This window comes from Pseudovibrio sp. WM33 (assembly GCF_001623165.1).
Lineage (GTDB): Bacteria > Pseudomonadota > Alphaproteobacteria > Rhizobiales > Stappiaceae > Pseudovibrio.
Genome location: NZ_LMCK01000084.1, coordinates 50564 through 75971 on the forward strand (window position 1 = coordinate 50564; position 25408 = coordinate 75971).

A 25408-nucleotide genomic window follows, 5' to 3' on the forward strand; every position below is an offset into this window, starting at 1 on the left:
TGTATGTGGGATGGGCATGTTTTCAAAGATTCTGATCGCAAACCGTGGGGAAATCGCTTGCCGTGTTATCAAAACGGCAAAAACGATGGGGATCAAAACGGTTGCTGTTTACTCCGATGCGGACCGGGATGCGCTTCATGTGGAGATGGCTGATGAGGCCGTTCACATTGGTGAGCCGGCTGCAGCGAAATCATACCTTGTGATCGACAAGATTATTGAAGCATGTAAGCAGACCGGTGCTGAGGCTGTTCATCCAGGTTATGGCTTTCTTTCCGAACGCGCAGAATTCTGTGAGCGTTTGAAGCAGGAAGGCATTGTCTTTATCGGCCCCAATCCAAAAGCGATTGAGGTGATGGGAGATAAGATCACCTCCAAGCGATTTGCGGCGGAAGCTGATGTTTCCACTGTACCTGGATATATGGGGCTGATTGAAAGCCCTGAAGATGCCAAGCGGATTGCCTCTGAGGTTGGTTACCCGGTGATGATTAAGGCCTCCGCTGGTGGCGGTGGTAAAGGCATGCGTATTGCCTGGAATGATGAAGAGGCCATGGATGGCTTCGAGCGCGCAAAGTCTGAAGCTATCAGCTCCTTTGGCGATGATCGTATCTTCATCGAGAAGTTTATTGAGAACCCGCGCCATATTGAAATTCAGGTGCTGGGCGATAAACACGGCAATGCGGTTTATCTGGGTGAACGCGAATGTTCCATTCAGCGTCGTAACCAGAAGGTGATTGAAGAAGCGCCGTCTCCTTTGCTGGACGAAGAAACTCGCCGCAAGATGGGTGAGCAGGCAGTCGCGCTTGCCAAGGCTGTTGACTATGACAGTGCGGGTACTGTTGAGTTTGTTGCTGGACAGGATAAGAGCTTCTTCTTTCTTGAGATGAACACCCGCCTTCAGGTGGAACATCCGGTGACTGAACTGATCACTGGTGTGGATCTGGTTGAGCAGATGATCCGTGTTGCAGCTGGTGAAGAGCTTTCTTTGAAGCAGGAAGAGGTCAAGCTGAATGGTTGGTCTGTTGAAAGTCGTATCTATGCTGAGGATCCGTACCGCAACTTCCTGCCATCCATTGGCCGCCTGACGCGCTATCGTCCGCCTGCAGAAGGTGATCACGGTGCTTATGTGGTGCGTAATGATACTGGCGTGGTGGAAGGCTCTGAAATCTCCATGTTCTACGATCCGATGATCGCAAAACTGGTGACCTATGCGCCGACACGAGCTGAAGCGATCGAAGGCATGAGCACTGCACTTGATGAGTTTCAGGTGGATGGCATCCAGCACAACGTGCCGTTTCTTGCATCTCTCATGAAGCATCCGCGCTGGCGTTCGGGTCAATTGGCAACCGGCTTTATTGCTGATGAATATCCTGATGGGTTTGAGCCAGCTACTCCTGATGCTGAGGCTCGTAATGTGTTGGCGTCAGTTGCTCTTTCCATGCATCTGATCGAGCGTGAGCGTCTGGATCACTTGCCGGGTCGCCTGCGTCCGCATCATGGCGGTGTGCGCCGTGAGTGGGGCGTTCTCATCAATGGTGAGAAGCTGGATGCTGAATTGATTGAAGGCATGGCGGCAACACCACTTGATATTGATGTGTGTGTTGAGGGTGGTGCTCGCGAACGCGTTGCGTCCTCCTGGGTTCCGGGCGATATGCTTTGGAAAGGTCACGTTGGTGATCGTGCTGTAAGTGCCCAAGTGCGGTCTGTTGAGAATGGCTACCAGCTGGACTGGCAAGGCTATTCTGTTGTTGCCAAGGTGATGACGCCTCGCAATGCTGAGCTTGCAGCACTGATGCCTGAGAAAGTTGCACCGGATACATCCAACCTGTTGCTTTGCCCAATGCCGGGCCTTGTTGTTTCTCTTCATGTAGAAGAAGGGCAGGAAGTGAAAGCTGGAGAGCAGCTGGCCATTGTTGAAGCCATGAAAATGGAAAATGTGCTTCGGGCCGAACGCGATTGTGTGGTAAGCGCTATCAAGGCTGCACCGGGTGACAGTCTGGCAGTTGATGCTGTTATCATGGAATTTGAATAAGGAGTTGGTGCGAAGCCAATTCCTATGTTGAGGATTTGGCTTTGCGCACTCTGCTTTTTGATCTAGATGGAACGCTGACAGACCCTTTTGTCGGCATTGTAACGAGCGTTCAATACGCGCTTGAAAAGCTTGGCCTCGACGTTCCTCCCGCTGAAGATCTTGCTTTCGTCATCGGGCCGCCTCTCACAGAAACCTATCGCCAACTTCTGAATACGGAAGATGAAGAGCTGATCCTTGAGGGTATTCGCCTTTATCGTGAGCGTTTCACCACCGTTGGGCTTTATGAAAACGTGCGTTACGATGGGATCATTGAGCTGCTGCAGGCTGCTAAGGATCGCGGAGATCGCTTGTTTGTTTGCACATCCAAACCTTGGGTTTATGCGGAAAAGATTGTCGCGCACTTTGAGATGGATGGTTTTTTTGAGAAAACCTATGGCTGCGAGTTGGACATGACCCGTGGCAACAAGGTGGACCTTTTGGCCTATCTGTTGGAACAAGAAAATCTGGACGCCTCTCAGTGTCTTATGATTGGTGATCGCAAGCACGACATTATCGCAGCGAAGGAAAATGGCGTCCGCTCCGTTGGTGTGCTTTGGGGCTATGGCTCTGAAAGTGAGCTTGCTGATTGCGGAGCTGATATAGTGGTTGCTTCGCGTGAAGAGCTTGCCGCTCACCTTGCTGACAGTCTTGTCGCCTGACCTTCTTTGTAATGAGTTGAATTGATGCCGATTTATTTCGCTTATGGCCGCTTGATGAACCCGAAAACCATGGCAAGTCGTTGCCCGCAAGCCAAAGCGCTGAGGCCAGCTTCCATGGATGGCTATCGCTTTATCGTGACGTCTGAAGGCGTTCCTTCCATGGTGAAAGCGCCGGGGAAGCGTGTTCACGGTGTTCTGTGGGATTGCCGCATTGGAGAAATTACAATTGTGGATGGCGCAGAGGCGCTTTTCCGCAAGGGTCTGGACAAGGTCTTTCTTCCGGTTCGCAGCGGTGGGCAGAATAAATCTGCCATTATGTATATGAGCCGCACTGTGCGGACGGGTAAGCCTCACGTAAAAGCGTGGGAAGGTGTTTTAGAAGCTGCAGAACACTGGGATTTTCCCGAGACATACCGTGAGGAATTGCGCCAGTGGGATCTGCGATAGCAGCTCTCCTGGCATCAAGTTGTGAGGCAGTATTGGGGTGACAGTCCGTTCACAAACGCGTTTTCAGTTAGACTGAAAGACAACTCGCAATTTCCTGAGAATCTGTTAGAAATCAGGTCTCCCTATGATGGGAGATAATTCTCAGGGCGGGGTGTAATTCCCTACCGGTGGTGATGGGCCTTCGTGCCATAAGTCCGCGAGCGCCTTCCATATTCAGGAAGGGTCAGCAGATCCGGTGAGAACCCGGAACCGACGGTTATAGTCCGGATGAAAGAGAATGTGGGTGAGGGGCGTTTTGAAACGCACTGTTTGCTTGCGCGTCCTGATTCAATGAAACGTGGCTGTTGTTGGCCCTTTGGATCAGAAAGATTTCTTATGTTTATTCCGTTTTTATCTCGTGAATTTGAGGTGCGTGTATGAGTTCATCACGCAGTTCTACTCGTGCGTCCGCAGCTGTTGTGGGCGCAAGCTGGATGGTTTTTGCCGGTGCTGCTTTTGCTATCACCAATTCTGCCATGCAGTATCTGACGATGGTGCAGGGATTGAGTTCTACCAGTGCAACCTTCTGGCAATACCTGATCTCGCTTGTTGCTATGCTACCAGTGATCTGGCGCATTGGTGTTGACGGATTGCACACAGAACAATTGGCGCTGCATATCTTCCGCGTCTTTCTGGCAGCGCTGGGCGTTCAGTTCTGGGTGGCTGGTTTGGCGAATGGTGTGCCAATCTGGCAGGCAATTGCGCTTTTGATGACCTCTCCGTTCTTCGTGACCATTGGAGCAGCGTTGTTCTTGCGTGAGACAGCAAGCAGGCAGCGCTGGGCGGCGACAGCTGTCGGCTTTGTGGGTGGCATGATTATTCTGAGTCCTTGGGATGATGCCTTTCAGCTGGTTGCTTTCCTGCCGATTATCGCTGCTCTGCTGTGGGGTTCTTCTATTCTTTGTATGAAGAAGCTGGAAGAACGTGAGAGCCCGCAATCTGTTACGCTCTATCTTCTTCTACTGCTGACACCAGTTAATTTCGTCCTGGCTTTCTTGGCTCCAGGTGGTTTGGCAATGCCAGTTGGCATGAACATGTGGTGGTTGATTATTCTGGCGGGGCTTTTGGGGGCGATTGCGCAAGGCTCATTGGCTATGGCCTATGAGAAGGTCGATGCAGCTTATTTGCAGCCGTTTGACCATCTCAAGCTGCCGCTTAATGTGCTTTGTGGATTTCTTATTTTCGGCTGGGTACCACCGGGCAACTTGTGGCTTGGAGCTGCGCTGATCATTGGCGCATCGCTCTATACTGTGCATGTGGAGCGCAAACAGAACTAATTGAAAAGCCCGGTCTAATTGCCGGGCTTTTTCTTTAGGGAATAGTTAGTTGAACCAGACCGCAAATGAACCGAAGTTTCGGCCCATTGGGCGCGTTATGGTGCGCATGAAATCTCCTTCCCAAACAGGGCCTTGTTCCACATAGTCAACGGAGTTTGGTCCGGTGATGAAGAGCACAAGGTCGAAGGTCTTTGCGGTCTCGAAGAAGGTCTTCATGTTGATCCCGCCTTCAAACACCATGGATGGAATCAGAAGCTTGCCATTCAACACCTGTTCGGAGGCTTTGACGGCTTCCAGCCAGCTGTCGATGGTCTCTTGCGTGACAGGGAGGGCTTGAAAGGGGCTGGTCTGATTGGGATTTGGCAACCATTCGTTGTCATTATCCGTTTCTTTTTGAACGAGATCCCATGTCTCGTAGTTCAGCTGCATCACCTTCAAAAGGTTCTGGCGCGTTGCTTTTAGGCGATCAGGGTTCTGCACAGTCCAGTTGATGGAATGTAGGAAGTTGATTGGAGTGGCGAAGGAACCAAAACCGCGCCCGTTGTCTGCTTTTCCCATGTCCTCTAACTGCTGACCGTAGGTGGTTGCTGATGCACCGAAGACACTATGGAAGGTGAGGTCGTAGGTGTTCTCATAGTCAAAGGTGAGTAGGAAATTTCCCATTGACATGAGTAGGTTAGAATGTCCCTGTAACCACTTTGCGTCTGCCCTGTCAAAGGTTATAGGAAACGCGGTTGTATCATCCTCAAGCTGAAACGGGCTTCTTCTGGAAAGACCAGATAGGATTGCTGCAAGGTTCTCGTGAGGATCAACAGTTCCACTGTTGTCTGCATCTAAGTTGATCTTCAAAAGGTCTACCGTGAGCTTTACTGGTTGCTCTGATATCCCGTTCAAAGTTTCATTTGCCTGTTCCAGCTGAGCCACGAAGTTCTCCAGCATTTCCCTTGTCTTGTCGTAGTTAACGGGTTCTGGCGTTGGGTTTGGGGCAACCAGGATTCTGAAGACGGGGAGGATCGACCTCAGGCTTCTGTTTGGGGATGTGTTTCCGGCGCCATATTTGTATAGGTCCTGTTGAATGCCTTGGAGGGCATTGAGAAACTGCAGGGCGCCCAATGCGAGCTTTGCCTGATTGTTTTCCGGATTCTGCTTAGTGTTTCTTATAAAAGATGCGATGCCGGTTTCATAATCAGCCGTTTCTATGATCTCGTTGAACTGACTGGTGAAATCAGTCTGAGCAAAGGCTTGAGCTGGTAGAAAAATCATGACTGCAGAGAATGAAAGAGCAGTCAGGCGGGATTTGAGAAAATTCATAAAGTCTCTCCTAAAGGGCTACCTATTAGATATAGGAGTTGATGTTTTTTTATGGCTTGCAATCTAAGGCTGTGGCGAGGCTGAGCTGTGTTGCCAATTTCGTCCACTGAATCGAGAAAAGCTTTATCTGTGAAGCCTTTAAGCGCACCGGGAGATACCAATGAAAACCGAACACTTTTCCATTACGGGATTGGTGCAGGGTGTTGGATATCGTGCGTGGCTTTATAAAAAGGCCGGAATGCTCGGTGTTTCCGGCTGGTGCAAGAACAATGCTGATGGATCGGTAGAGGCAGTTGTCACCGGTGACCCGGAAAAAGTGGATGCCCTGCTGATGGCTGTCCAGCAAGGGCCAGTCGGGGCACAAGTTGAAGCGGTAACACTGCTGGCGGATGCCCCTGAGGAGAAGGGGGCTTTCCGCATTGAGTACTAGTTATTCGCTCTCAGTTTTTTGAACGAGGCCGGACGGGCCAAAGGATTCCGTTGCGCCAAAGATCTCTTCGAACTGTTCGCGCAGGATGATATCCACCTCTGGCATTGTGAGCGGAAGGCCAAGATCTACAAAGCTGGTGACGCCATGCTTTTGCACGCCGCAGGGGACAATGCCTGTGAAGTGCTCCAGGTCTGGGTCTACATTCAGTGAGATGCCGTGGAACGTTACCCACTTGCGCAGGCGAATGCCGATGGCGGCAATCTTGTCTTCTACGTCTTTGCCTTTTTCAGGGCGCTGAACCCAGACACCAACGCGATCTTCGCGTCGTTCTCCGCGGATGTGATGCTGCCATAGGGTGTCGATGAGCCATTTTTCCAATGCTGCGACGAAGGCGCGGACGTCTTGCTGGCGTCGCTTCAAATCGAGCATAACATAAGCAACACGTTGTCCGGGACCGTGATAAGTATACTGCCCTCCGCGGCCTGTTTCATAAACCGGGAAGCGATCTTTGGCGATCAGGTCGACTGGATCGGCGCTTGTGCCTGCTGTGTAAAGGGGCGGGTGTTCCAAAAGCCAGACGCGTTCGTTCGCTTCGCCAGCTGCGATTGCGGCAACACGCTCTTTCATTTCCTTCTGGGCAACTTCGTAAGGCACGAGATCGTCGTCGATCACCCACTCAACAGGGGGAGATCCCTCCAGGGGGAAGAAGTCTGTTTTAAGGGTTTGACGATCGGCCATGTTGTTATCCCAAAATGATCTGCGGATTTCGGTTAGTTGGTTTGCCCTAATGAGATGTAAGCGTCTACACTAAAAATAACAGGGCACCAACTCACAGAGATGAGACGGGTGCATTTTATTCCCTCAGATGGAGGCAGGCAGAGATGAACAGGTTCGATGATATCTCCGTCGACATATCAGTGGTGCTGGGCAAATCTGAAATGCCAGTGCATCAATTATTGCGCATGGGGCGTGGTGCGGTGATTGAGCTGGACACCCATGAAGCTGATGATGTTACGATTTTGGCAAACAGTACACCTGTTGCTGAAGGGCAGGTGACTGTGGTTGGCGATAAAGTTGGCATTGTCATCACAAAGGTATTGCAGCGTGCTGTGGATATGCGACCTGTAAACATGGAAGATCGCATCTGAAATATCTCGTGCAGTGGATAAGTGCCCGTCTAAAAGAGGTTTTTTCGATTTTTTTCCTCTGCGCTGTGAATTTTTGAAAAAGGGTACTTGCGCAGGTTCGAGGGGTTGGCTATATCACCGCTCACCAGCCGACGGGGCGAGGCCAACGAGCCAAACAAACCGGAGGCAAGCCAAGGTTTTGCGGCCGTGGCGGAATTGGTAGACGCGCAGCGTTGAGGTCGCTGTGGGGTAACACCCGTGGAAGTTCGAGTCTTCTCGGCCGCACCAAAAGCCCCGAGCTCTTTATGAGCCGGGGTTTTTTGCTATCTAAGCCTCTGTTTTTTCTCAGTATAAAATATGCATATGCCATTCCCTGAAAAGGGGAGTGTCGCTGTTTTGCGTTGCTTTGTGATTTTTTGCGCGAATTTGCGTTATTTACGTTTTTGATGCGTTCGTTGGTTGAACGTGCGTTCTCATCCTGAGTGCGGTTGCTCAAACAGAATGCGTTTTGATGTAAATCGTGAATTCTTCGTAAAAGGATTGCACGGTCTGCGCAGGTCGCTATAAACACAAAACTGTGCATAGGGACGATGGTTCCACGTGCATTTCAATTTTCAGCAATCTCGAAGGACGATGCTCACGCCAAGCATTTGACTCTGGAACGCGTCGCGGTCATTTACATTCACGCACCGCATTCTAGCATCTTTGGTGGAGCGAATTCTTGTCGTTTGATTAAATCCAATCAAACGGAACGCGCTCTAACGTGTGGAGGTCACATGACCCAATCGGAAAATCCCGGTGCGCTTCATGCCGCGCCCCCTCCACCACATGTTCGAGATGCAAGCGGACACCTTGATACGGACTTTGTTGCGCGTGTCGAAGCTGCTCTGGATACTCGGGATGCGGCTGTTGTGCGCGAGCTGGCGGGTAATCTGCATGATGCGGATATGGGTGACCTGCTGGAGATGCTGCGCGAAGATGATCGCGTCCACCTGATTCAGCTGCTTGGTGAAGAGTTTGACTTTGCAGCCTTAACTGAGACCGAAGAGCCTGTGCGTGCGCAGGTTCTGGAGGCATTGCCGGAAGGGGATGTTGTTGAAGGGATTGGCGAGCTTGAGTCAGATGATGCTGTTTATCTACTTGAGGACATGGAGCAGGAAGAGCAGGAGAAGATCCTTGCTCAGTTGCCCAATGTGGATCAGGTCCAGATTAAACGTGCGCTGGAGTTTCCCGAGGATACTGCTGGACGTATTGTTCAGACTGATTTTATTGCCGTGCCGCCGTTCTGGACTGTGGGGCAGGTGATTGACCATCTGCGCAGTTCCCAAGATCTGCCGGACAGCTTTTATGAGCTTTACGTGGTTGACCCCGGCTTCCATCTTTTGGGTGCTGTGGCGCTGGACCGGCTGTTGCGCACGAAACGATCTAAAAAGATCTCCAAAATCATGGAGGAAACCCGTCATTCTGTTCTGGTCACCGATGATCAGGAAGATGTGGCGCGTTTGTTTGAGCGCTATAACCTTGTTTCTGTTGCGGTGACTGATACCTCCGAGCGTCTGGTCGGTATTGTGACCGTTGATGACATTGTTGATGTCATTCAGGAAGAGGCTGAGGAAGACATGCTGGCGATGGCCGGTGTGGGTGATGAGGAGATCTCAGACAGTGTGCTTGAGATTGCCAAGTCTCGTTTCTCCTGGTTATCGGTAAATGTGTTTACCGCAATCTTTGCCGCTTTTGTCATATCGCTCTTCACGGCCACGATTGAGCGCATGGTGGCTTTGGCTGTGTTGATGCCGATTGTGGCGTCCATGGGCGGAAACTCCGGTACGCAGACCATGGCGGTGACGGTGCGCGCAATTGCGACTCAGGAATTGAACCGTCGTAATATTCTGCGCGTTTTGCGACGTGAGTTGCTGGTGGGCCTCATCAACGGTGTCGGCCTCGGATTCCTGATTGGTGCTATTGCGGGGGGATGGTTCCTCAACCCAGAACTTGGGGTGGTTATTGGCAGTGCAATTCTGATTAACTCAATCTGCGCTGGTCTGTTTGGATTGTTGGTTCCTATGGGCTTAGAGAAAATTGGAGCGGATCCTGCCATTGCTTCTTCAGTTTTTGTGACCACCATAACGGACGTTGTTGGCTTCTTTACATTTTTGGTCTTGGCTGCGTGGTGGTTCGGTCTGCCATACTAGCCAATCAGGAGGTTAGGAATGGACGCCCCAGGTATTAATGGAATTGTCGAAACTGCCGTTTACGTTGACGATTTTGCCAGTGCGTATGATTTTTATGGTGAGTTTTTGGGGTTGGGGCGGGTTGTTGAAGGCGAGCGCATGCATGGCTATGAGGTTGGCCCCAATCAGATGCTGCTGGTCTTCAGGCGCGGTGTGTGCCGCGAGGATGTTGAAAGCCCTTATGGCATGGTGCCAGGGCACAGCACGGACGGTCCTTCTCATTTTGCATTTGCGATCTCCAGAAGTGCATTGATCGAGTGGCGTGAATACCTTGAAGAGAAAAAAGTTGCGATCAGCAGTGAGGTGCGATGGCCTCAAGGCGGTGTGAGCCTGTTTTTCCATGATCCGTTTGGCAATGTGGTGGAACTGGCAACGCCGGGACTGTGGCCCAACTACCAGGATTAGAGCACGTCTCGTGTTTTGCGATGTAATCTCCTTTTGTGGTTCCAGTCTCAGGATTGGCAGATGACTTTTTTGTCTTCAAGTTTGCAGAACTTTCCTCTAGCGAGACTTCTCAGTAAACAATTGCTGCAAAGACCGAAAACCTAAGATCATCGCCAGATGAGCTCCGATGTGAGCATGTGGTGGTGGGATCGCTCACATCTGTGAAGTCACGATAATGGGCCTATTCGTGGTCTTCCAAACCCGGCTAATTTGCCCTGATATATGTATGGTAACAGATGGGATGCGGTTAGCTTCAGGTAAGATTACACTCATAGATTGTTATTAACTTTTTTATACTTGGAGTGCAAAGCATGGTCAATAACGCACCAATTACTTTCCCTTCTGAATTTATCAGGCACGAAAACCAACCAGGTGTGTGGCGCGCGATCTTTCAAGATCAGAATTTGGGTGACACACACACGACCTCGCTCAACACGGAAGGTCTGAAAGGGACGTTGACGTTGACCGACCAAGGTTTGTTTGATGTTTTTTTATACGATCCCGGCGCGGAGTTTGATTACCTCGCGGAGGGTGAAACAGCCACCACCAGCTTCACCTACACAATCACCGACCAACATGGGGCAAGCGGCACCTCTACTGTAAGTATCACTATTACCGGCAAAAATGACGGACCGGTGGCGTCCTCCGTGTATGCAGGTACCGTTGAAGATGGTGCTGTTGTCATTTCACCTCATTTTAGCGATGCTGATACCAATGACAGCCATACCATTACCGTTGAGACGGACGGTACACTTGGCACTGTGACTGTCAATGAGGATGGCAACTTTACCTATGATCCAAACGGACAGTTTGATGATCTGGATCAGGGTGAGTTTGGGTTCGATAGCTTCACCTATATGGTCACCGATGAATCTGGCGCGACCTCTACAGAAACAGTTAATGTGACCGTGAATGGTAGGGGCGAAGCAGCCACCACACAGGGAGAAAGCACAACCTCTGATGGTGCATTGCGGGATAGTTTTGACACCTCGCTTACCGCTGAGGGTGTTACCCATTCCAATCTATATGAGGATGATTTTGCCTTTGTGTAAGGCTTTGATGCGAAGCTAAAACAAACTAGCCCCGACGGATCACTTCGTGGGGCTTTTTATTGCCGGAAGTTGCGCTTTTTTGTTCCCCTGAGTGTTCATTGGGATACGCTAGGCCTTACAAGAGAGATGTTTTGAGTGTTGAGAGAGGGGGCCATTGGGTATGACAATGCGCGGCGGACTGGATTTGCAAGAACTTCTCGCTTCCATGGAAGCCTCTCTTTCTGAAGAGAGCTTTGTGTTTTGCTGCTTTCCCAATGGCAGTGTTGAAGCCTTGGCTGAGCATTCACCACTAGGGTTGTTCTGGGAAAATGAAGGTCTGACAGCTATTCTTTCCATTACGAATGCCGGTAAGGCTGGCGTTGAAACGGAGCCGTGCTTCCGGCGTATTTCGCTTGCGGTTCACAGTTCGCTGGAGGCTGTGGGGCTGACAGCAGCGCTTTCCAAGGCACTGGCAGATGTGGGGATCTCTGCCAATGTTGTGGCTGCCTATTATCACGACCACATCTTTGTGCCGGAAGAAAGGGCCGAGGATGCGTTGTCTGCTCTGGAAGAGCTGAGCCGCTCCGCGAAAGCTGGGTTAAGCTAAGGCACCGACTGTGGGGGGAGACGTGACGGTTTGCTGCCCTTTGAGCAGGCACTCGAAGGTGTGCGGGGAGACGGCAGGGGAATACAAGTATCCCTGATACTCATGGCACTGCAGTTTTTGGATCTGGCGGAGCTGCTCTCGTGTCTCGATGCCTTCTGCCACCAGTGTCAGGTTCAGCAAACGGCCCATCTGCACAATCATTTGTACGATTGGCCAGCGTTTGGTGTCAGCAATGAAGGAGCGGTCGATCTTGAGGGCTGTCACCGGATAACGCTGGAGATAGCCCAGGTTTGAGTATCCGGTTCCAAAATCATCAATTTCCAGCGTAAAGCCCAGATCGCGGAGTGCGGTGAGTTCCTTCAGGGTTTCATTGGCATCACTGAGAAGAGCGCTTTCGGTGATCTCAAGGCGGATTGATCTGGCAGAGGCGCCGGTCTCAATCAGTATGCGGTGCAGGCGCTGGGATATACGTCCGCGCCGGAACTGTGCCGGAGACAGATTGATTGAGATTGCGATGTCGTGGCCAGACAATGCCCATTGTTTTTGCTGGAGCATGGCTTCGCGCGCCACCCAGTCTCCGATTTCATCAATCATGCCCGCTTCTTCAGCGATCTCGATGAAGCTGGCGGCGGATACAAGGCCTCGCGTTGGATGGTGCCAGCGCAGCAGGCCTTCTGCTCCCACAATGCGATTGGTTGTGAGGCAGACACGCGGCTGATAGTGGACGGCCAGCTCCTGATTGCGCAGAGCCTGACGCAGTGCTGTTTCCAGACTGACACGCTCTTCAGCTTCGCGGGACATGGATACATCAAAGAAGCAGATGCGGTCGCGGCCCAGATCCTTGGCTTTATACATGGCGAGATCCGCTTTACGCATGAGCGTGTCCAGATCAACGCCGTGTTCGGGATAGGTGCACACGCCAATGGATGGGGTCACCTGCAGCATATGTCCGCGCACTTTGCAGGGCTTGGACAGGGCGGTTCTGATTTCGCGGCTGATGTCGTCGAGCAGGTCGTAATCTGCGAAGTTGGCAATGAGGACTACGAACTCATCCCCTCCGAGACGCGCCACAAAGCCTATGCCTTCAACAACCTCTTTGAGGCGCTTGGCGATGACGACGAGCAGGTCGTCGCCGACCAGATGGCCGAGGGTGTCGTTGATTGTTTTAAAGCGGTCAAGATCAATGAAGATCAGCGCACCGGGATTACCACTGATGCGGGTTTCATCCAGATAGCGTTCTGCTTCAATCTCAAGAAAGGATCTGTTGGCCAATCCTGTCAGGGTGTCATGGTGGGCCAGATAGCGGACTTCGTGCTCTGCTTTCAGGCGTTTGGTGACATCTGTGGCGCTGAGCAGAATGGCTCTGGAGCCGGAATAAGGATCGTATCCACTGCGGGCGTTAAGATCGAACCAGCGTTCTCCCTGAGAGGAGTGCATGAGTGAGACCAGATTCGCTCTGCCTGTTTTGCGCAGTTCATCCAGCAGCGCATCAAAATCGCGGCGGTTGCACATGCGGTTGATCAGGTCTTCGCAGCCGTCTGGACGGTTGAGGCGGCTTGCGGGGTTTTCAAAGATGAGTTTGCCGTTCTCATCAAACATGCTGATCATGGATGTGGTGTAAAGCAGCACCTGCGCGCTGCGGACTTGCTCAGGCTCGTTGCCAACTTCTGAAATGACCTGCACCAAAAGTGCAGGGTTTCCCGTGATCAATGGCTGCGGGGAGATAGAGCAATACACAGAGACCGGCTGGGAGTTTGGAATTACGGTGATGCACTCTGTAATGCGGCCTTCTTCCGTGACCCGGCTCAGATAGGAATGAAGCTGGCGTTGATAGGAGAGGTCATCGAACGGCGCAGGCAGGTCCATTCTGAAGGTTCCGGAGGGGTCTATACAATCGCGCAGGCTAAGGCCCAGGAAGGACAGGCCCGCAGAATTTGCCCAGACAAGCTTGGTCTGGCTGACATCAATAATGTACATGGGAACATCCACGCGCGCAAAAGCCCGTTGGTCTTCCGCCGGGACAGGCGAATGATATTGGACGTTGGCATCTAGCGTTTCAGTATAACCAGTCAAACCCGAAAATCCCTTTGTGCTGTGTCCAAGGACTAGACATCATCCCCTGCATGTCTATATCAGCGATAGGTAGATTGTTATTTTTACCGATTATGTGAGTTGCAAGGTTATTAAAACGTTATTCCTTTGTCTTTAAGTTGGAACAAAGGAACTGAAAATGTGCATAATGCATTGATTTTAAGTGGAGAAACGGCGGCTTTCCGAAGAGCCTATCAAAAGTGAGGGGAGAACGCCCTCTTTTTCCTAGGGAATTTCTGTTAGGCTATGACTTTGCGTGTTTGCGGTCTGCCGCAGTATCTTTTAGTTATGTTTGATCACAGTCTGCCGCGTGGGGCGGTAGCTAATATAAGGGAGCATGTCATTCGCATGACGGACATTTGTGCTTCGACGTCAGTTCGCCTCGAAGGTGATGAAGACGCGCCAAAGAATCCTGACAAGTCCATCCCGGTGGACAAGCATCTTTTTGATGCGCGTACAGTGCTGATTACAGGACCTGTGACTCAAGAGATGGCCCAGGAAATCTGTTCCCGTCTGCTTGCGCTTTCCCAGGTTAGCAGCGACCCGATTACCGTTATTGTTTCTTCTCCGGGTGGACACGTTGAGTCCGGTGATATGATCCATGACATGATCAGGTTCATTCAGCCGGAAGTTCGCATTCTTGGTATGGGTTGGGTCGCGAGCGCTGGTGCTCTGATTTATGTGTCAGTGCCTAGAGAACGTCGTTCCTGCACTAAGAACACACGTTTCCTGCTTCACCAACCATCTGGTGGTGCCGGCGGTATGGCAACTGACATCGAAATTCAGGCCAAAGAAATTTTGAAGATGCGTGATCGTTTGAACCAGATCTTTGCGGATGCAACTGGTCAGCCGATTGAGCGCATTGAAAAAGACACCGACCGTGATTACTGGATGAGCCCGGAAGAGGGCATCGAGTACGGTCTTGTTGGTAAAGTCATCAACAACGTCTCCGAGCTTGGCTAGTACCTTGCTTGCTGGAATTTGAAAAAGGCAGCCGTTTGGCTGCCTTTTTTGCTGCCCGGGTCAGGATGAGTGACGGGCAAGTTCGCTCTCCTTATATAAAGAGACGACGCGTTATGAAGTGTGCTTCTACCGCTGCCAGTTTTGGGAGGCTTGGAGCCATTGGGTGGTGCGGTGTTCTGGGTTGGGCGCGTTGATGACGTCGGAAATGGTGGCGATGGAATCGGCGCCGCTTTCAAAGACCTGACTGGCGCGGTCCAGAGTGATGCCGCCGATGGCGACCAGATGTTTACTTGTGCGCGTACGCCATCTTTTGAGTGTTTCGAGACCCTGAGGCTGCCAGCGCATTTCTTTTGTTGCGCTATTGTAAATTGGACCAAGGGCCACATATTCAGGATCTAGTGCCAGAGCTGTGTCGAGCTCGGCTTCATCATGGGTGGCAACACCGTAGTAGATTCCTGCGGAACGGAGTGCGCGGAAATCTGCGGTTTTCAGATCTTCCTGTCCTAAATGCACATAGCCCACGTTTGCGTCGTAGGCGGCTTGCCAGTGATCGTTGACGATAAGCACTGTGCCGGATTTGTCGCAAAGCTGTTTTGCTTCCCGGACCTGCGACCGGATTTCATCCTCTGACTTGTCTTTGATGCGGAGTTGGAGACATTTGACGCCAAGAGGAAGGATACGTGGCAGCCATTGGGTGCCATCGATGATCAAATAAAAGCGATCTAACATTGCAGGGTTTCTCGGTTAAAAGCGCAGTGATTGGATGGACAATCACCAGATGCGTGCTGCGTTCATACTTTTGAGCGAAAATAGGAGTTGATCAGGTTGTTGGCTACAAATTTCTAAAATTTGAAGCATTTACACGTTGTGCGTGTGTTGAATTGTGGAGAAAGTCTAGCAAAAAAGGCGAGAGTTTCTTGATGGGATTCCTGTAAATGTCTGAGTTGAAAAGTAAATGATAAGAAATATTGGAATTTTTGCCGTGTTTGCTTGCGAGTGTGGTGATTTTACGTGGTCTTCTTCTCCGCTCGTCTCTGGGGTGTAAATGTCTAGTAGTGAGTCTTTTTCCCTCTGCGATTTAATGGAATGGCTGTCCAAGGACGCAAAAATGTTGGGGCGTCCCTGTCGTATCTTTGCGGCATTGGGCGAACACTTGCAGAATATAGGCGTGGAGGTGGACCGGATCTCTACGGGTATCTCTATTCTGGATCCGAACTATCATGGTGAGGGACTTATCTGGGAGCGGGGCGTTGGCCCGCGTGTGCGATACTTTCAGCACACACCTGAGATGAGTGAGTCCTACAATCAAAGCCTCTGGAAACGGTCCACCGAAGCCGGGCATTTGATCCGGCATAAGTTTGGACATCATGATGAGTATGACCGGCTCAAGGTTGTTCAGGAGCTTAAAGAGCAAGGGTACACGGATTACGTTGCAGTCCCCATGGTGTTCTCGGATGGTGAGGTCCATGGGCTGGCTTTTGCCTCGCGTGCGGCTGACGGTTTCAAGGATGAGTATATCAGCGTGTTTGAGCAGATCACTGCTCCCCTTGCGCTGATTTGTGAGCTGTTTAATTCCCGGCAGGCCTCTGAGAACATTCTTAACACCTATCTTGGAACACGTGCCGGACGGCGGGTGATGAATGGTGAGATACGGCGGGGAGATGGGGAACACATCAACGCGATTGTGGCGTTTTGCGATATTCGCAACTTTACTGGCTTTTCAAATTACCTGACAGATAAAGCCTTGTTGCAGCTGCTTAACGAGTATTTTGGCATTGTTACGTCGCGGGTTGAGCAGCACGGCGGCGAGATCCTGAAGTTTATCGGCGATGAAGTTCTGGCGGTGTTTCCCTATACGGATGAGCAAAGCGCCAGAATAGCGGCGTTTGAAGCCATGTCGGCACTGCGAGAAAGCATGGCGGATCTGACGATTGTGAATGCGCGCGGGTTTCCTGATTTGCCTGCCATCCATGTTGGTATGGGCGTGCATTCAGGGCGTGTGTTCTTTGGCAATGTTGGTGGTCAGCGGCGACTGGACTTTACGGTTGTTGGACCTGTGGTGAATGAGGCCGCACGGATTGCCGACCTTTCAAAGCGCCTTAATCAGGAAATGTTGATTTCGCAGACAGTTGCGGAAGTTCTCAGCTGTTGTGAGGATACCTATGTGGGGACATATCCGCTTAAGGGCTTCCCCACACCGGTGAAAGTTTATCAAGCGCCGGAGTTGACGCGGTCTTGTGTATTTGGACCCGGTAACACGGCTTTTCTCGCCTTTGAGAAGAACTGACGGCGCAGCAGCACCAATGTCACCATCAGGGTCGTTCCGATGAACACGAACGGCCCTGCATACCATCCCAGATAACCTACTGCGAAGAAGAGCGCTTGCTGGCCGTTGCTGAAATGGCGGCCCGCGAGGGTTGCCAGCCGTGCTGCACGCAGTGATGCTTCAACAGCCTCTTCATTGTCTTCATGGCAATCATCCGGGATCGAGCCCATGACAATGGTAGTGTAGTTAAACAAGCGGTAAGCCCAGCCGAATTTAAAAAACGCGTAGGCCAGAATGATCATCAAACCGAAGGTCTTGGCTTCATTCTGTATTGGGTCATCCAAAAATGGCAGGTCGAGCGTGCGGGCGAGGGCGGTGACCTCGTCCATTGCGCTGAGCAAAGTGACCGTGCCACCGATGGCCAGAAGGGAGGCTGAGGCGAAAAATGCGGTGCCTTGCTGCAGGCCGGACGCAATATTGGTGTCAGCAATGCGGACCTCTCGTTTGAGCATAGCGCGCATCCAGCGGTAACGGTACGCATCCATGGCATGAGAGAGCGTGTTTTTTGACCAGCGGCTTCGATAGGCCAGCCAGCTGTACAAGCCCCATGAGGAGACGAAGACGAGGATGGCAATGAAGTTGGAAAACTGGATCTGAAGCATTGGTCTTTCTGTTTTTAAGCCTGAGTCCGGACATGAGCCCATTTTGATGGAAACGGACAGGTTTATGTTTGGCATGATTTGCGGAGAGGGGCTAGTGGGCGCGCATGATATGCGGCTGTGTGAACCCGGCAAAGTTGCGTGAAAACAGACTCAGAATGGTCAAAAAATGGAGTTTGAGTTGTCCTGTAAGGTACCCAATTCTCAATAAAGTCGAGTTTTGAACGAATTTTTGCATAAAAATTTTGAGTGAATTTTTTTATGGTTATCGATAATTTTATTAATTCTAATGAGCCCTAACTCTTTGGAGCTATGAGTTTTTATGGTGTAGGTATATCTGACTGGTGAATGAGTAATGAATTATATCTAGTAAGGTGTGGCAGTCTGCCAAGCCAAATTTTGCCATTTTGCTGTTGCGCTTTGATCACGGAAGGGATATTCCGAGCGCCCTGTGCTGACGGGGTTTCCTCGGCGCACGTGTATCAACCATTAAACGGTGTTTTATGGATCACGAAATTCAGAAGTCCTGCTGGGGGTTCACTGTGTGGACTGTCGCAACCCTCGGCGGCGTTATGGCGCTGCTTTATGTATTTGCAGGTGCCGGCAGTTAATCCCAAGATAACTGCTTGAACGCGGATTTTGGTAGGGATGCAGATGTGACGTCTGCATCCCTTTTTTCTTTGAGCTGGTTCTAGTGTAACTTCAAAATCGATAATGTGCTTTTTGTCACGTAATGGACGCTAGGGCAGATTGCGTGCGTTTTTCTCGCCAGAGCAATCGCCTGCGACTGCCAGCACAATCTTTCCCAGATGCTTCTTTTGCTCAAAAACCTCTTGTGCTTTGCCAATCTCAGCAAGCGGGAAGGTTTGCGCGACCAGAGGCTGTATGCTGCCTGCTTCAATGTGAGCAACAAGGTTCCCGAAGACTTCGGGTTCCAACACGGTGCAGCCGAAGAAGCTCAGGTCTTTCAAGTAGAGTGTGCGGACATCCAGTTCTACGATAGGGCCAGCCATCGCTCCGGCGACTGCATAGCGGCCCCTGGGCTTGAGAATGGCGAGGAGGTCTAGCCATTGCGGGCCGGCGACCAGATCAACCACCACATCAATGCTGTTGGAGCCAAGGCTCTCAATCAGATCATCACTGCGATCCAGCACACGGCTTGCTCCGAGCTCCTGAAGCAGCTGAGTCTTTGAGGTGGAGGAGATGGCGATGACGTTTGCACCGCGTGCGCGTGCCAGCTGGAGGGCCGCTGAGCCAACGCCTCCTGAGGCCCCTGTCACCAGAACGGTCTCTCCGGCTTTGAGGTTGGCGCGTGTCAGCATGTTCTCAGCGGTTGAATACGAGCAGGGGAAGGATGCCAGCTCCAGATCGTTCAGCTGGCTTTGGATTGGGTAGACGTGACGGTGATCGATTGAAACAAATTCAGCAAAGCCGCCATCACACTCTGATCCCATGAACCATGGAGACTCCAGCTTTTTGCCATTGGCATATTGCAGGCAGGGCTCCACCGGTACGCGCTTGCCCAGAAGGACCTGATCGACCTTAGCGCCTGCCGCGACGTCCCGTCCGCACACGTCTATGCCCTGAATGCGGGGGAACTGGAGTGGTTCGCATGACCATGTGGCATCTTCTGCCTGATTATCATGACGCGAGTACCATGCTTTTCGTGTGTTGATGTCTGTGTTGTTGATGCCTGCTGCCAGAACCTCGATCAGCACATCTTCAGAGCCGATGGCAGGCAAGGGCAGGTCTGTACGCAGCTCCAACATGTCCGGTCCGCCGTGCCCGGTGAGCGTTACTGCAGTCATTGTGGTGGGGAGGGTGCTCATCATGTTGCTTTCTGAGTGAGTGACTGAATTGCGGATTTGGCCCAGGTGAAGACAGTGGATCCGTGAAGGGGGTAGGTTGAGACGATGCCTTCATGGATCATGAAGAGCTCTCCAGCATTGGACACAAGGCCGAGAAGAGCTGCCAGCTGATCTTTGGTTTGCTGCTTGTGGCGTGTGACGCATTCTCTGACGAGTGCGCTGTCTGGATAGGCAGCAAGAGCCGCCTGATCCATGCAACCGTGTGGTGCGTTGTTTGCCATCCAATGTTCGATGGTGCGGAGAATGCTCTCCAGTGGATCATCAGGGGACTGTGTTGCTGCCTCACTCAGGAAGGACAGGTAGCGCTGATTACGGACTTCCAGTGCGCCGATGATCATATGCTCTTTGGAGGGAAAGTATTTGTAGAGCGTGCGCAGGCTCACATTGGAGCCGCGCTTGAGTTCTGCCACGCCGGGAGCTGTGAAGCCGCGCGTTGCGAAGACGCCTTCCAGGCCCGTGCAGATGGAATGTTCAAGATCAGTCATGATTAATTGGTAGAGCGATCATTCTACCGAGTCAAATTAGAAAATGGAGAGCGTGGCTGCGCGATCACCGATATGTTTGTGCAATGCGTTAGCTATGGGGGCTGCTATGACTGGAAAAAGCCAGAGCTTCCTGCTATTTGAGCGCTATGACGTTACATCTGGTGAAACTCTGTGTTGGCGTGGAAAGCGTTGACCAGCTGCGGAATTACATTGAACAGCGACAGATTCTGGCGCTGTCACACGGTTTGAGTGACGAGCAGATCCATACCACTCGTATGGTGCCGACTCGCATTGACGAGCTGCTGGATGGTGGTTCGCTGTACTGGGTGATCAAAGGCAATGTTCAGGTTCGCCAGAAACTGATTGATATCCGCGTGCACAAGGATGATTCCGGCAAGAAGCGCTGTGACCTTGTGATGGAGCCTTTCCTCCACCAGACACAGCTGCAGCCGCGCCGTGCCTTTCAGGGCTGGCGGTATCTGAAAGTGTCAGATGCACCGCCGGATGTGAGCGGGCCAATGCTGGATGGGGATCAACTTGCCGAAATGCCAGAGGGTATGCGCCGCGAGTTGCAGGAGCTTTGCCTGATCTAAGCGGTCTCTTTTTTGCGGCTTGCATCTGTAAAGGCTGGATGAGATAAACACGGCATGTGGCTGTCTGTTCGGGAGAACTATGCTGTGACCGAGCTTATCGCATCGATTGCCGGGCCGTATCTTTTCGTGACAGGTCTTGGCTTCTTTATTTCCAGCAGTTTTTACCAGCGGATGATTGCTGCCCAATCAGATGCGAATCCGATCTTGCTCAATCTGTCTGGTGCTGTGCATTTTGTGGTTGGTATGGTTGTGCTTGCCAACCATCTCAACGTGTCCAGCATGGCCGGCGCTCTCGTAACATTGGTTGGAGCTGCTGCCGTGCTGAAGGGGGCAAGTCTTATTGTCATTCCGGATTACATGACAAAGTCACAGCAAATGGGGAAGAGGGGAATTCTCGCCACAGGCACCGCTTTTACCGCAATAGGTGCTTATCTGAGCTATGTCGGGTATTTTTAGGATGCCTTGTGCGGGCAAGCTGTTCTCAAAGTAAGATGCGAATTGAAAGCTTCTGAGACGCGGTAGGGTTCCGGGCAAATGCATTCATTCGCCCGGAGAGTCGTTTTATACTTCGATATTGTCGATCAGGCGGGTATCGCCAACTTTGGCGGCGACCAGAATACGGGCACCTTTGGCGTCGATGGGTGTGCCCAGATGCTTGCCGTGGCGCAGCTCGAAGTAGTCTGTCGCAAATCCTGAGAGCTTGAGGACAACAAGGGCTTTCTTGCGCACTTCAATCCAGTTTTCACCGTTATGGAGTGCATTGCGCGCAGTCTGCAGTGTTTCAGAAATTGTTCTGGCTGTCGTGCGTTCCTTATCATCCAGATACTCATTGCGGGAAGACATGGCGAGGCCATCCTCTTCGCGCACGGTTGGAGCGCCGATGACTTTGGTTGGCAGGTGCAGGTCTCTGGCCAGTTGCTTGATGACGCGCAGCTGCTGGTAATCTTTTTCCCCGAACACAGCGACATCTGGCAAAACGGCCAGCAACAGTTTCGCCACCACTGTGGCCACGCCGTTGAAGAAGTGCGGTCTGTGATCTGTTTCCAGACCAAGGGCCGGGCCTTCGATCTGAATAGATGTGGCAAAGCCGTTCGGGTACATTTCCCGCGCATTTGGAGCAAAGACGCCAAACACGTCGTAGCCCGCCAGCTTTTGCAGGTCGGTCTCTTCCGTTCTTGGGTAGCTCTCGAAATCTTCGCCCGGCGCGAACTGTTTTGGATTCACAAAGATTGAAACAATCACGATGTCCGCATGTTCCCGGGCCTTTTCGACCAGAGACAGGTGGCCTGCGTGCAGTGCCCCCATGGTTGGAACCAGAGCGATTGTTTTGCCTTCTCGTCTCAGAGGTAATAGTGCAGCCCGCAGGTCGTCTACACCACGGTATACGTCTGGGAGATTTCTCATAGGCGTCTCCATGTGGGACCTCATCCCTTAATTTCTTTGCTTTGCAGCGTTTTTATCTGTTGTTGGTAATGGGTTTGCCCAGAAACTGTTGAACCCAATTGCAAGCAGAAACTGATATAACTGATTTTAGCAGATTTTGTGATTATTCTCATTGCACCAATAGTGGGTATTGGTCTTTAGCGAGCGAAATAACCAATCTGTCCCAATAATTGTTAAGTTGTTGGAATAAAATGCCTTCGTAATCCTTTGTGACGTGAATACAGGTACGCCCATGTCAGACAAGCTCTCCAAAAGATCCGGATCTTTAAACAATCCTGCAGACAGCAAGAGTGATCTTTCCAACTTTCTGGAGGCTGCCAAAGACGCGGTTGCAGCGCCTGCCGGGGATGAGCGGGGCCGTTTGATCTTTGCGCTGGATGCCACAATGAGTCGGCAGCCCACGTGGGATCAGGCTTGTCATCTACAGGAAGAGATGTTCATCGAAGCGGGCCGGGTTGGGTCGCTTGATGTGCAGTTGGTGTTCTTTCGCGGGTATGGTGAGTGTAAATCTTCGCGCTGGGTCAGCAATTCCAAAGAGCTGGGCGGGATGATGCGTAAGATTCGCGTGCAGGCCGGACGGACACAGATTCGCAAGGTGCTGGACCACGCCCTGGCTGAGACGCGGAAAAAGCGGGTGCAGGCAGTTGTCTATATTGGCGATTGTATGGAGGAGAATCCTGATCTGGTCTGCGATAAGGCAGGGGAGCTTGGATTGTTGGGCGTGCCGGTTTTTGTGTTTCAGGAAGGCAAGGACATCTTGGCGGAGCGGGCGTATCGCGAGATCGCTCGTTTGAGCAACGGGGTCTATCTGAACTTTGATGACGGATCTGCTGCGAGCTTGCGTGGATTGCTGGCTGCGATTGCAACATTTTCCGCCGGGGGCAGACAGGCCCTTGAGCGCCTTGAGCAATCGGGGCATAAAGGTGCTCAATTCTTGATAGAACACCTTAGCTAGAGCACGCCGCGTTTATTTACATTCACGCATCACGCTCGAGCTCTCTAATTTTGTGCGTATTCTGATCCGGAAACCGGAACCACTTTTGGGGAATGCGCCTAATACATGTCAGGTACTAAATGGGCTATTTGGTCATGGGAGGATTGGTGCTTGCCATCCTCTATTTCTTCGCAAAGTGGCTGACGCAGTCAAATCCGGCAAAACTTAAAGAAGTTTTGAAAATGCTGATTGGCGGACTGCTGCTGGCATTCTGCGCTTTTCTTGCCGTCACTGGCAGATACGTTATTGCGCTGCCACTTGCGGCCTTTGCGCTGTCCCTTTTGGGTTGGGGGTCTGCGCAGAGTTTCAAGTTTCCCGGTGGATTCCCTTTCGGAGGACTGGGTGGTGCCTCCAAGAGTGCCGGTCAGACTTCCAATATCTCCTCCAGATTTCTCCACATGGAGCTGGATCATGATAGCAAGAAGCTGGAGGGCAAAGTGCTTGCCGGTTCCTTTGCTGGCCGCGCGCTGAGTTCTTTGCAGGTTGCAGAGCTCAAACAGCTTTGGCGCGACGTGCAGCCGGACGGCGACAGCGTTGCCCTACTCGAAGCTTACCTCGATAGCAGGCTCTCCAACTGGCGTGTAGACTTCCACGCGGATTCCACAGCGGGGCAGAGAGACACGTCGAGCTCGAGCGCTCTGACTGAGAAGGAGGCCTACGAGGTTCTTGGACTTGCGCCGGGAGCCTCCGTGGAAGACATCCGTGCTGCTCACCGCAGGCTGATTAAACGATTGCACCCCGATAGTGGGGGTTCTGCTTTCCTGGCTTCCAAACTCAACGAGGCGAAGGATCGGCTTCTCAACAGACATTAGACTCACCGTGACTGATACGAGTTACTGATAGACGGCATAGCAGGAGTACTTGGCCTTCTTGAGTTTGGCACAAGCATCCCAGGCTGCTGTTTTGGTTTCAAACCCGATGAACCGCGCGCGGTACAGGGTTTGTTTCTTAGATTTGACCGGCTCTGTGTAAATGCGTTTGTTACGCAGGGTGGCCCCTGTCGCAGCGCGCGCATTTTCCAGGATCTTGATTGCTTTATCCTGGCTGTCGGTCGCAGAAATCTGAATGTGCCAGCCGGAGGTGTCGATGTCCTCTGGCTTCAGGCTTGCAATCTTCTGCTGAATTGGAGCGGAAGATGGTGCAGCTGCTTTCGCTGGCTGCTGCAGTTTTGCCGAAGCAGAAACAGCAGGGGCGGCCAGTGAATTGGCAACAAGGTCCTTACGCGGTGCCGGAGCAGGGGCCGTGGCCTGATGTTCCAGCATTTTTGCGATTGGATCAGATGGTTTCGAATTCGGTTTTGTGCCAGTCGCGTTGGCATAGGCCAGCAGCGTCGGCTGTTTTCCAGCTGGAGTGCCTGCTTTGGCAACTGGAATAGCCGGAGCAACTTTTGGGAACTGGTAGCGTTTTGTTGTTCCTGCGTAGAGCATCGGCGTGGTGCGACGACCACGGGATGCTTTTGGCAGGTACTGGCTGATCAGCTTGACCATTTGCGCATCACGGCTTTTACCGGTGCGGCCACCCAGAACCACAGCAACAATCTGGCGATTGTCACGTTTAACATTGGTCACGAGGTTGAAGCCGGAGGCGTTGGTGTAACCAGTTTTGATTCCATCGACACCACGGACACGACCGAGCAACTTGTTGTGGTTGCCCATGCGGCGGCCGGCGTAAGTGTAAGAGCGGGTATTGAAGTACTTATAATAGTTCGGGAACCGATCCTGAATCGCGCGGCCCAGCAGAGCGAGGTCTGCTGCGGTGGTCACCTGCTTGGAATTTGGCAGGCCATGTGGGTTTCTGAAGGTGGTGTTGCGCATGCCAATCGCACGGGCCGTCTGCGTCATGCGGCGCGCAAATGCTGTTTCAGAACCGGAGATATGCTCTGCAATCACAGTCGACGCATCATTTGCGGACTTGGTAACGAGTGCATAAATGGCATCCTTAACGCGCAAAGAGCCGCCAACCTTCAAGCCAAGCTTTGTTGGTGGGCGACCTGCTGCGTAGCGGGAGACCTTCATTTTAGTATTTAGTGTGGCGCGGCCAGCTTCCAGTTCCTCAAAGAGCACATAAAGTGTCATGATCTTTGTGGTGGACGCAGGGTAGCGTCGTGCATTGGCGTTGTTGGCGTACAAAACCTTTCCGGTTTTTGCATCAACGACAATACCAGCATATTTGGAATTTGCCTGGGCAACAGTCGGAGCTGTAGCGATTGCTAAGGATACGGCAAGAATGCCGACAGCTTGTCCCAATGCCTTTTTTAGGCGCCCAAATGGCCCAAAATTACGCAGACCCATGTTCTTTTCGCCCCGTGAGCAATAATGGCGGTTTACGCGCTCTGTACTAAATAAATTCTCTCATTGCTAGCGGAGGTGTGTTCA

25 protein-coding genes, 1 tRNA gene and 1 riboswitch are annotated in these 25408 nt (G+C 51.9%); of the genes, 17 read left to right on the forward strand and 9 right to left on the reverse strand.

What is annotated here, in order from left to right:
- Nucleotides 1-16: 16 nt before the first annotated feature.
- The 4 genes from PsWM33_RS14000 to PsWM33_RS14015 all read left to right on the forward strand — a co-directional run bounded on the left by PsWM33_RS14000 (nucleotide 17) and on the right by PsWM33_RS14015 (nucleotide 4490).
- Nucleotides 17-2029, forward strand: a complete 2013-nt coding sequence (locus PsWM33_RS14000) for an acetyl-CoA carboxylase biotin carboxylase subunit (RefSeq protein ID WP_063297941.1) — start codon at nucleotides 17-19, stop codon at nucleotides 2027-2029.
- Between the two features lie 41 nt (nucleotides 2030-2070).
- The gene (locus PsWM33_RS14005; protein ID WP_063297919.1) at nucleotides 2071-2727 is read left to right on the forward strand and encodes an HAD hydrolase-like protein; all 657 of its coding nucleotides are present in this window, start codon (nucleotides 2071-2073) and stop codon (nucleotides 2725-2727) included.
- 24 nt (nucleotides 2728-2751) lie between these two features.
- Nucleotides 2752-3174, forward strand: a complete 423-nt coding sequence (locus PsWM33_RS14010) for a gamma-glutamylcyclotransferase family protein (RefSeq protein ID WP_063300633.1) — start codon at nucleotides 2752-2754, stop codon at nucleotides 3172-3174.
- 133 nt (nucleotides 3175-3307) lie between these two features.
- Nucleotides 3308-3457, forward strand: a riboswitch (FMN riboswitch).
- A gap of 133 nt (nucleotides 3458-3590) precedes the next feature.
- A complete protein-coding gene (locus tag PsWM33_RS14015; protein WP_057463399.1) occupies nucleotides 3591-4490 on the forward strand; it encodes a DMT family transporter in 900 nt (299 codons plus the stop codon).
- Between the two features lie 45 nt (nucleotides 4491-4535).
- Here PsWM33_RS14015 and PsWM33_RS14020 read toward each other — a convergent pair whose 3' ends face one another.
- The gene (locus PsWM33_RS14020) at nucleotides 4536-5801 is read right to left on the reverse strand and encodes a hypothetical protein (protein WP_063300634.1); all 1266 of its coding nucleotides are present in this window, start codon (nucleotides 5799-5801) and stop codon (nucleotides 4536-4538) included.
- Nucleotides 5802-5961: 160 nt separating this feature from the next.
- Here PsWM33_RS14020 and PsWM33_RS14025 point away from each other — a divergent pair, with 160 nt between their 5' ends.
- A complete protein-coding gene (locus PsWM33_RS14025; protein ID WP_063300635.1) occupies nucleotides 5962-6231 on the forward strand; it encodes an acylphosphatase in 270 nt (89 codons plus the stop codon).
- Here the strand turns inward: PsWM33_RS14025 and lipB are convergent, their stop codons facing one another.
- The gene (gene lipB / locus PsWM33_RS14030) at nucleotides 6232-6969 is read right to left on the reverse strand and encodes a lipoyl(octanoyl) transferase LipB (RefSeq protein WP_063300636.1); all 738 of its coding nucleotides are present in this window, start codon (nucleotides 6967-6969) and stop codon (nucleotides 6232-6234) included.
- 143 nt (nucleotides 6970-7112) lie between these two features.
- Here lipB and PsWM33_RS14035 point away from each other — a divergent pair, with 143 nt between their 5' ends.
- The 6 genes from PsWM33_RS14035 (at nucleotide 7113) to PsWM33_RS14060 (ending at nucleotide 11671) form a co-directional block, all read left to right on the forward strand.
- Entirely contained in the window at nucleotides 7113-7379 is a 267-nt protein-coding gene (locus PsWM33_RS14035; protein WP_063289457.1) for a FliM/FliN family flagellar motor switch protein, read from the forward strand.
- A gap of 180 nt (nucleotides 7380-7559) precedes the next feature.
- Nucleotides 7560-7646 (forward strand) — tRNA-Leu (locus PsWM33_RS14040).
- 488 nt (nucleotides 7647-8134) lie between these two features.
- Nucleotides 8135-9550: a magnesium transporter gene (gene mgtE, locus PsWM33_RS14045; protein WP_063300680.1), complete on the forward strand. Its 1416-nt coding sequence runs from the start codon at nucleotides 8135-8137 to the stop codon at nucleotides 9548-9550.
- An 18-nt stretch (nucleotides 9551-9568) separates the two neighbouring features.
- A complete protein-coding gene (locus tag PsWM33_RS14050; RefSeq protein WP_063300637.1) occupies nucleotides 9569-9994 on the forward strand; it encodes a VOC family protein in 426 nt (141 codons plus the stop codon).
- A 350-nt stretch (nucleotides 9995-10344) separates the two neighbouring features.
- On the forward strand, nucleotides 10345-11085 hold the full coding sequence (locus PsWM33_RS14055) for a VCBS domain-containing protein (protein WP_063300638.1): 741 nt from the start codon (nucleotides 10345-10347) through the stop codon (nucleotides 11083-11085).
- Nucleotides 11086-11251: 166 nt separating this feature from the next.
- A complete protein-coding gene (locus tag PsWM33_RS14060; RefSeq protein WP_063300681.1) occupies nucleotides 11252-11671 on the forward strand; it encodes an ACT domain-containing protein in 420 nt (139 codons plus the stop codon).
- Here the strand turns inward: PsWM33_RS14060 and PsWM33_RS14065 are convergent.
- Nucleotides 11663-13744, reverse strand: coding sequence for a putative bifunctional diguanylate cyclase/phosphodiesterase (locus PsWM33_RS14065; RefSeq protein WP_208994563.1), 2082 nt, complete (start codon nucleotides 13742-13744; stop codon nucleotides 11663-11665). The genes PsWM33_RS14060 and PsWM33_RS14065 overlap by 9 nt on opposite strands.
- Nucleotides 13745-14110: 366 nt before the next feature.
- Between PsWM33_RS14065 and PsWM33_RS14070 the strand changes: the two genes are divergently transcribed.
- On the forward strand, nucleotides 14111-14725 hold the full coding sequence (locus PsWM33_RS14070) for an ATP-dependent Clp protease proteolytic subunit (protein ID WP_063300682.1): 615 nt from the start codon (nucleotides 14111-14113) through the stop codon (nucleotides 14723-14725).
- 126 nt (nucleotides 14726-14851) lie between these two features.
- On the opposite strand, the gene PsWM33_RS14075 is transcribed toward PsWM33_RS14070, so the two are convergent.
- Nucleotides 14852-15454 carry a thiamine phosphate synthase gene (locus PsWM33_RS14075; protein WP_063300640.1) on the reverse strand — a complete coding sequence of 201 codons (603 nt, stop codon included), beginning with the start codon at nucleotides 15452-15454 and terminating at the stop codon, nucleotides 14852-14854.
- Between the two features lie 379 nt (nucleotides 15455-15833).
- Between PsWM33_RS14075 and PsWM33_RS14080 the strand changes: the two genes are divergently transcribed.
- Nucleotides 15834-17012 (forward strand): adenylate/guanylate cyclase domain-containing protein, encoded by a 1179-nt coding sequence (locus tag PsWM33_RS14080; RefSeq protein ID WP_193778400.1) that lies wholly within the window; start codon nucleotides 15834-15836, stop codon nucleotides 17010-17012.
- Here the strand turns inward: PsWM33_RS14080 and PsWM33_RS14085 are convergent.
- The 3 genes from PsWM33_RS14085 to PsWM33_RS14095 all read right to left on the reverse strand — a co-directional run bounded on the left by PsWM33_RS14085 (nucleotide 16937) and on the right by PsWM33_RS14095 (nucleotide 20003).
- Nucleotides 16937-17653 (reverse strand): DUF599 domain-containing protein, encoded by a 717-nt coding sequence (locus tag PsWM33_RS14085; RefSeq protein ID WP_063300642.1) that lies wholly within the window; start codon nucleotides 17651-17653, stop codon nucleotides 16937-16939. The genes PsWM33_RS14080 and PsWM33_RS14085 overlap by 76 nt on opposite strands.
- A gap of 737 nt (nucleotides 17654-18390) precedes the next feature.
- Entirely contained in the window at nucleotides 18391-19479 is a 1089-nt protein-coding gene (locus tag PsWM33_RS14090; RefSeq protein ID WP_063300683.1) for an alcohol dehydrogenase family protein, read from the reverse strand.
- The gene (locus PsWM33_RS14095) at nucleotides 19479-20003 is read right to left on the reverse strand and encodes a TetR/AcrR family transcriptional regulator (protein WP_063300643.1); all 525 of its coding nucleotides are present in this window, start codon (nucleotides 20001-20003) and stop codon (nucleotides 19479-19481) included. Before PsWM33_RS14095 ends, PsWM33_RS14090 begins: the two co-directional genes overlap by 1 nt.
- A 146-nt stretch (nucleotides 20004-20149) precedes the next feature.
- Between PsWM33_RS14095 and PsWM33_RS14100 the strand changes: the two genes are divergently transcribed.
- Together PsWM33_RS14100 and PsWM33_RS14105 are read left to right on the forward strand one after the other, a co-directional pair.
- Nucleotides 20150-20596 carry a DUF1489 family protein gene (locus PsWM33_RS14100; RefSeq protein WP_057463384.1) on the forward strand — a complete coding sequence of 149 codons (447 nt, stop codon included), beginning with the start codon at nucleotides 20150-20152 and terminating at the stop codon, nucleotides 20594-20596.
- 84 nt (nucleotides 20597-20680) lie between these two features.
- Nucleotides 20681-21052, forward strand: coding sequence for a hypothetical protein (locus PsWM33_RS14105; protein ID WP_153039949.1), 372 nt, complete (start codon nucleotides 20681-20683; stop codon nucleotides 21050-21052).
- Nucleotides 21053-21157: 105 nt separating this feature from the next.
- Here PsWM33_RS14105 and panC read toward each other — a convergent pair whose 3' ends face one another.
- Nucleotides 21158-22000 carry a pantoate--beta-alanine ligase gene (panC, locus tag PsWM33_RS14110; RefSeq protein ID WP_063291747.1) on the reverse strand — a complete coding sequence of 281 codons (843 nt, stop codon included), beginning with the start codon at nucleotides 21998-22000 and terminating at the stop codon, nucleotides 21158-21160.
- Nucleotides 22001-22271: 271 nt separating this feature from the next.
- Here panC and PsWM33_RS14115 point away from each other — a divergent pair, with 271 nt between their 5' ends.
- A complete protein-coding gene (locus PsWM33_RS14115; RefSeq protein WP_063300645.1) occupies nucleotides 22272-22994 on the forward strand; it encodes a hypothetical protein in 723 nt (240 codons plus the stop codon).
- A gap of 119 nt (nucleotides 22995-23113) precedes the next feature.
- Nucleotides 23114-23845 (forward strand): J domain-containing protein, encoded by a 732-nt coding sequence (locus tag PsWM33_RS14120; protein WP_057463381.1) that lies wholly within the window; start codon nucleotides 23114-23116, stop codon nucleotides 23843-23845.
- 21 nt (nucleotides 23846-23866) lie between these two features.
- Here PsWM33_RS14120 and PsWM33_RS14125 read toward each other — a convergent pair whose 3' ends face one another.
- Nucleotides 23867-25324: a D-alanyl-D-alanine carboxypeptidase gene (locus tag PsWM33_RS14125; protein ID WP_063300646.1), complete on the reverse strand. Its 1458-nt coding sequence runs from the start codon at nucleotides 25322-25324 to the stop codon at nucleotides 23867-23869.
- Nucleotides 25325-25408: the final 84 nt, after the last annotated feature.

Excerpts from the sequence above, each read along its gene's own strand:
- PsWM33_RS14000 (WP_063297941.1), top strand. The coding sequence starts at position 17 with ATGTTTTCAAAGATTCTGATCGCAAACCGTGGGGAAATCGCTTGCCGT.
- PsWM33_RS14010 (WP_063300633.1), top strand. The coding sequence starts at position 2,752 with ATGCCGATTTATTTCGCTTATGGCCGCTTGATGAACCCGAAAACCATG.
- PsWM33_RS14015 (WP_057463399.1), top strand. The coding sequence starts at position 3,591 with ATGAGTTCATCACGCAGTTCTACTCGTGCGTCCGCAGCTGTTGTGGGC.
- PsWM33_RS14020 (WP_063300634.1), bottom strand. The coding sequence starts at position 5,801 with ATGAATTTTCTCAAATCCCGCCTGACTGCTCTTTCATTCTCTGCAGTC.
- PsWM33_RS14025 (WP_063300635.1), top strand. The coding sequence starts at position 5,962 with ATGAAAACCGAACACTTTTCCATTACGGGATTGGTGCAGGGTGTTGGA.
- lipB (WP_063300636.1), bottom strand. The coding sequence starts at position 6,969 with ATGGCCGATCGTCAAACCCTTAAAACAGACTTCTTCCCCCTGGAGGGA.
- PsWM33_RS14035 (WP_063289457.1), top strand. The coding sequence starts at position 7,113 with ATGAACAGGTTCGATGATATCTCCGTCGACATATCAGTGGTGCTGGGC.
- mgtE (WP_063300680.1), top strand. The coding sequence starts at position 8,135 with ATGACCCAATCGGAAAATCCCGGTGCGCTTCATGCCGCGCCCCCTCCA.
- PsWM33_RS14050 (WP_063300637.1), top strand. The coding sequence starts at position 9,569 with ATGGACGCCCCAGGTATTAATGGAATTGTCGAAACTGCCGTTTACGTT.
- PsWM33_RS14055 (WP_063300638.1), top strand. The coding sequence starts at position 10,345 with ATGGTCAATAACGCACCAATTACTTTCCCTTCTGAATTTATCAGGCAC.
- PsWM33_RS14060 (WP_063300681.1), top strand. The coding sequence starts at position 11,252 with ATGCGCGGCGGACTGGATTTGCAAGAACTTCTCGCTTCCATGGAAGCC.
- PsWM33_RS14070 (WP_063300682.1), top strand. The coding sequence starts at position 14,111 with ATGACGGACATTTGTGCTTCGACGTCAGTTCGCCTCGAAGGTGATGAA.
- PsWM33_RS14075 (WP_063300640.1), bottom strand. The coding sequence starts at position 15,454 with ATGTTAGATCGCTTTTATTTGATCATCGATGGCACCCAATGGCTGCCA.
- PsWM33_RS14080 (WP_193778400.1), top strand. The coding sequence starts at position 15,834 with ATGTTGGGGCGTCCCTGTCGTATCTTTGCGGCATTGGGCGAACACTTG.
- PsWM33_RS14085 (WP_063300642.1), bottom strand. The coding sequence starts at position 17,653 with ATGCTTCAGATCCAGTTTTCCAACTTCATTGCCATCCTCGTCTTCGTC.
- PsWM33_RS14090 (WP_063300683.1), bottom strand. The coding sequence starts at position 19,479 with ATGAGCACCCTCCCCACCACAATGACTGCAGTAACGCTCACCGGGCAC.
- PsWM33_RS14095 (WP_063300643.1), bottom strand. The coding sequence starts at position 20,003 with ATGACTGATCTTGAACATTCCATCTGCACGGGCCTGGAAGGCGTCTTC.
- PsWM33_RS14100 (WP_057463384.1), top strand. The coding sequence starts at position 20,150 with ATGACGTTACATCTGGTGAAACTCTGTGTTGGCGTGGAAAGCGTTGAC.
- panC (WP_063291747.1), bottom strand. The coding sequence starts at position 22,000 with ATGAGAAATCTCCCAGACGTATACCGTGGTGTAGACGACCTGCGGGCT.
- PsWM33_RS14115 (WP_063300645.1), top strand. The coding sequence starts at position 22,272 with ATGTCAGACAAGCTCTCCAAAAGATCCGGATCTTTAAACAATCCTGCA.
- PsWM33_RS14120 (WP_057463381.1), top strand. The coding sequence starts at position 23,114 with ATGGGCTATTTGGTCATGGGAGGATTGGTGCTTGCCATCCTCTATTTC.
- PsWM33_RS14125 (WP_063300646.1), bottom strand. The coding sequence starts at position 25,324 with ATGGGTCTGCGTAATTTTGGGCCATTTGGGCGCCTAAAAAAGGCATTG.